Source organism: Streptomyces sp. NPDC101151, from assembly GCF_044768335.1.
Lineage (GTDB): Bacteria > Actinomycetota > Actinomycetes > Streptomycetales > Streptomycetaceae > Streptomyces.
Genome location: NZ_JBIWPP010000115.1, coordinates 1 through 2,882, shown reverse-complemented (window position 1 = coordinate 2,882; position 2,882 = coordinate 1). Strand labels below are relative to the sequence as shown.

Sequence of the window (2,882 nt, the reverse complement as noted above, 5' to 3'; positions counted from 1 at the left end):
ACCCCGCCAAGACCGTCCCCGAACTCGTCGCGACCGCGCCGTCGCAGGTCCTCAGCTGGGACATCACCAAGCTCGCCGGACCGGAGAAGGGGATTTGGTACCACGCCTACGTGATCATCGACATCTACAGTCGTTACATCGTCGGCCACACCGTGGAGCGGGCCGAATCAGCCGAACGGGCCGAAGAGCTGATCCGCGAGACCATTGAACGCAACGGCATCGTGCCCGAGACCGTGCATGCGGACCGCGGCACCTCGATGACCTCGAAGAAGGTCTCCCAGCTCCTCATCGACCTCGGCATCACCAGAAGCCACTCCCGGCCGAAGACGAGCAACGACAACCCCTACATCGAGAGCCACTTCAAGACCACCAAGTACCAGCCGGACTTCCCCGACCGCTTCGACTCCCTCGCTCACGCCCGCGAGTGGATGGACGCGTTCATCAGCTACTACAACCACGAGCACAGGCATTCCGGCATCGGCCTGCACACCCCGGCCTCCGTCCACTTCGGCACCGCCGAACAGGTCCGCGACCAGCGAGCCGTCGCCCTCACCGAAGCCTACGAACGCCACCCCGAACGCTTCACCCGCCGCCCCCGCCCACCCGAGATACCCGCTCAGGCATGGATCAACGATCCCGCCAAGCGCAGGGAACCCCAACCACAAGCCTCATAACATCACACACGTCTCATTTGACTTGACACGCACCGGAACTCCATCCGGTTCAACGTCCGCACCGCCGCGAGCACGTGGGTGGAGTCGGTCCGCTGACGGCCCCCCGCGCGCAGCAGCCCGATCCCGGAGATTCGCTCAAGGACCAGGTCCAGGACCTTCTCCTCCAGGCCGTGCTCGATTAACCGGGCACGGAAATCGCAAAGGACGGAGAAGTCAAACCCCCGGGTCGTCCAGCTCAAGACCGAGGAGGAACTTCCAGTCCATCCGGGCCCGGACCTGGTCAGCAGCCTGCCGGTCGGTGAGCCCTTCGGCATACTGCAGCACCGACACCAGCGCCAATGCCCCGGGCGAGACCGCCGGCCGCCCCCGTCCGGGGAACGCCTCGGCAAAGGACTCGTCCTCGAACAGCGGACCGAGCGCCTCACGGACACGGACCGCAAGCGTCCCCTTCGGGAACGAAGCCCGCACCACACGCGCAGTCAGCTCCGGCACTCCGCGATCAGCCCGCGGCTCCAGCGACATCCAGCCCCACCCTCGATCAGCGAACAGGCCGATCATGGCAGCCCGGCACACTCATCATCACCGGTTTACGGATTTCCCAACGGAGTCCTTTACGAGGGGGAGGCGTCAGAGAGCAGGGCGCGCTGTCACTGTGCTGGCGAAGACAGCGGACGGGGGCTCTCCAGGGGCGTAGCGGCCGGAGAGTCCCTCGGGAAGCAGGCCCGCCTTCTTGGCGACCCGCAGGGACGCGCGGTGGCCCGGGTCGATAGGTGCCACAAGGCGTGAGACGCCCGCGGCGTGGGCATGCCCGACGGCTGCTGCGGCAGCCTCGGTGGCGTAGCCGCGGCCCCAGTGCGGGCGGGCGAAGTGCCAGCCGATCTCGTGCTCGCCGGGGATACCGTCAAAGGGGCGTACGTAGACGTCGCCGACGAAGCCGACACCGTCCGCATCGACGGCCCAGAAGCCACAGCCCGGCCCCCGGGCAGCGACCTTCCGCCAGCGGGCAATATCCGCGACGATCACAGAGAGGTCGGCGGCCGGCTCATCCCCCGTGTATCGGCACACCTCTGGGTCAGACCACATTGCGAATGCAGCGGGTGCGTCGGCCGCTGTGAACGCGCGGATGGCGAGTCGGCGGGTTCGGAAGACGGCAGGCATGGCGCTGATCCTATAGGTCCATACCTGGGGAGCAGATTGCACAACGCAAGATTGGCTGCAACCCGCCTACCGGGGAACGCGGAGTGGAAGCGATCTGCTTCGCCGACACCCGCGGCTCCCAGGTCGAAATCGTCCAGAACATCGGCCGCGCTCTGCGCCCCAACCATGACGGCACCACCAAGATCGCCCGCATCATCGTGCCCGTCTGCCTGGAACCGGGCGAAGACCCGACCGACATGGTCGCCTCCGCCGGCTCGCACGAAGTGGTTCAACGCGGAAAAGGGTTTCGGTTTCATCCAACAGGACGCAGCGTCCAGTTGGCGGGTGCCGGTGATGACGCAGAGGGTGCATGTCGCGTCCTCAAGCCGACGGGCATCCTCGGCACTCCCGGCGGCGGCCACACGGCGCCTGAGCGTTTCGCATCGTTCAACCAGCTCCCGCAGGCGCGAAGGGACCGCCATGATCATGGCCGCCTCGATTCCGGTCCATCCCGTATCCACCACGCTTTCCCACACGGTGACAGCCCTCCGCGGCCGCCGCATCCCGAGCAGTGGCGGACTGCCAGCGGAGCGGTGCGCAGGATCGAAGGACCATCAAAGCCGCAGTTGCCTGAGGTGGCGTCAACTCGCAGTGCAGGGAAAGCTTCCGGCACTACCTGCCGCGTCAACACCATCGACACCGGCGCCGGCGAGCCAGACCAGAGGGCTGCGGGCTTCCGTTACGACGTGGTGTACGAATGAGGTCGGGACGTGTTGGCCTGGTGGTTCGGCTGATGTGTGATTACCGCTCGGCGGTGCGGTCGGAGACCAGCCCGGCAATGGCGAGGTGGGTCTCGTCGTAGTACTCGCGGCGTCCGGTGTATCGCTGGAGGGTCCGCCATTGCTTGTGTTCGGCGTTGGCGTGCTCGACCGGGATCCTGCGGGAGGACTGCGCTTTGCGTGCTGCCTCCCAGGCGGCGATCTCTTCGGCATCTGCGTCCTTGCCGGGCTTCTTCGGCGGAGCGGTCACCTGGCCGGGGAAGTCTTTGGCCAAGCCCCGATACCCGGCGTC

At 66.7% G+C, this 2,882-nt stretch carries 3 protein-coding genes and 3 pseudogenes; 2 read left to right on the top strand and 4 right to left on the bottom strand.

Annotated features, from left to right (window positions below):
* On the top strand, positions 1–674 hold a 674-nt coding region (locus tag ACIRU3_RS47535; protein WP_404070675.1), incomplete at its 5' end, for a transposase.
* Between the two features lie 213 nt (positions 675–887).
* Here the strand turns inward: ACIRU3_RS47535 and ACIRU3_RS47530 are convergent.
* Positions 888–1,232, bottom strand: coding sequence for a transposase (locus tag ACIRU3_RS47530; RefSeq protein ID WP_404070672.1), 345 nt, complete (start codon positions 1,230–1,232; stop codon positions 888–890).
* 69 nt (positions 1,233–1,301) lie between these two features.
* A complete protein-coding gene (locus tag ACIRU3_RS47525) occupies positions 1,302–1,832 on the bottom strand; it encodes a GNAT family N-acetyltransferase (RefSeq protein ID WP_404070668.1) in 531 nt (176 codons plus the stop codon).
* A 68-nt stretch (positions 1,833–1,900) separates the two neighbouring features.
* Between ACIRU3_RS47525 and ACIRU3_RS47520 the strand changes: the two are divergent.
* A pseudogene (locus ACIRU3_RS47520) lies at positions 1,901–2,155 on the top strand (hypothetical protein); the annotation flags it as partial.
* A 42-nt stretch (positions 2,156–2,197) separates the two neighbouring features.
* On the opposite strand, the pseudogene ACIRU3_RS47515 reads toward ACIRU3_RS47520, so the two are convergent.
* Both ACIRU3_RS47515 and ACIRU3_RS47510 read right to left on the bottom strand, forming a co-directional pair.
* Positions 2,198–2,293, bottom strand: a pseudogene (locus ACIRU3_RS47515) (DUF5133 domain-containing protein); the annotation flags it as partial.
* 319 nt (positions 2,294–2,612) lie between these two features.
* Positions 2,613–2,882, bottom strand: a pseudogene (locus ACIRU3_RS47510) (IS5/IS1182 family transposase); the annotation flags it as partial.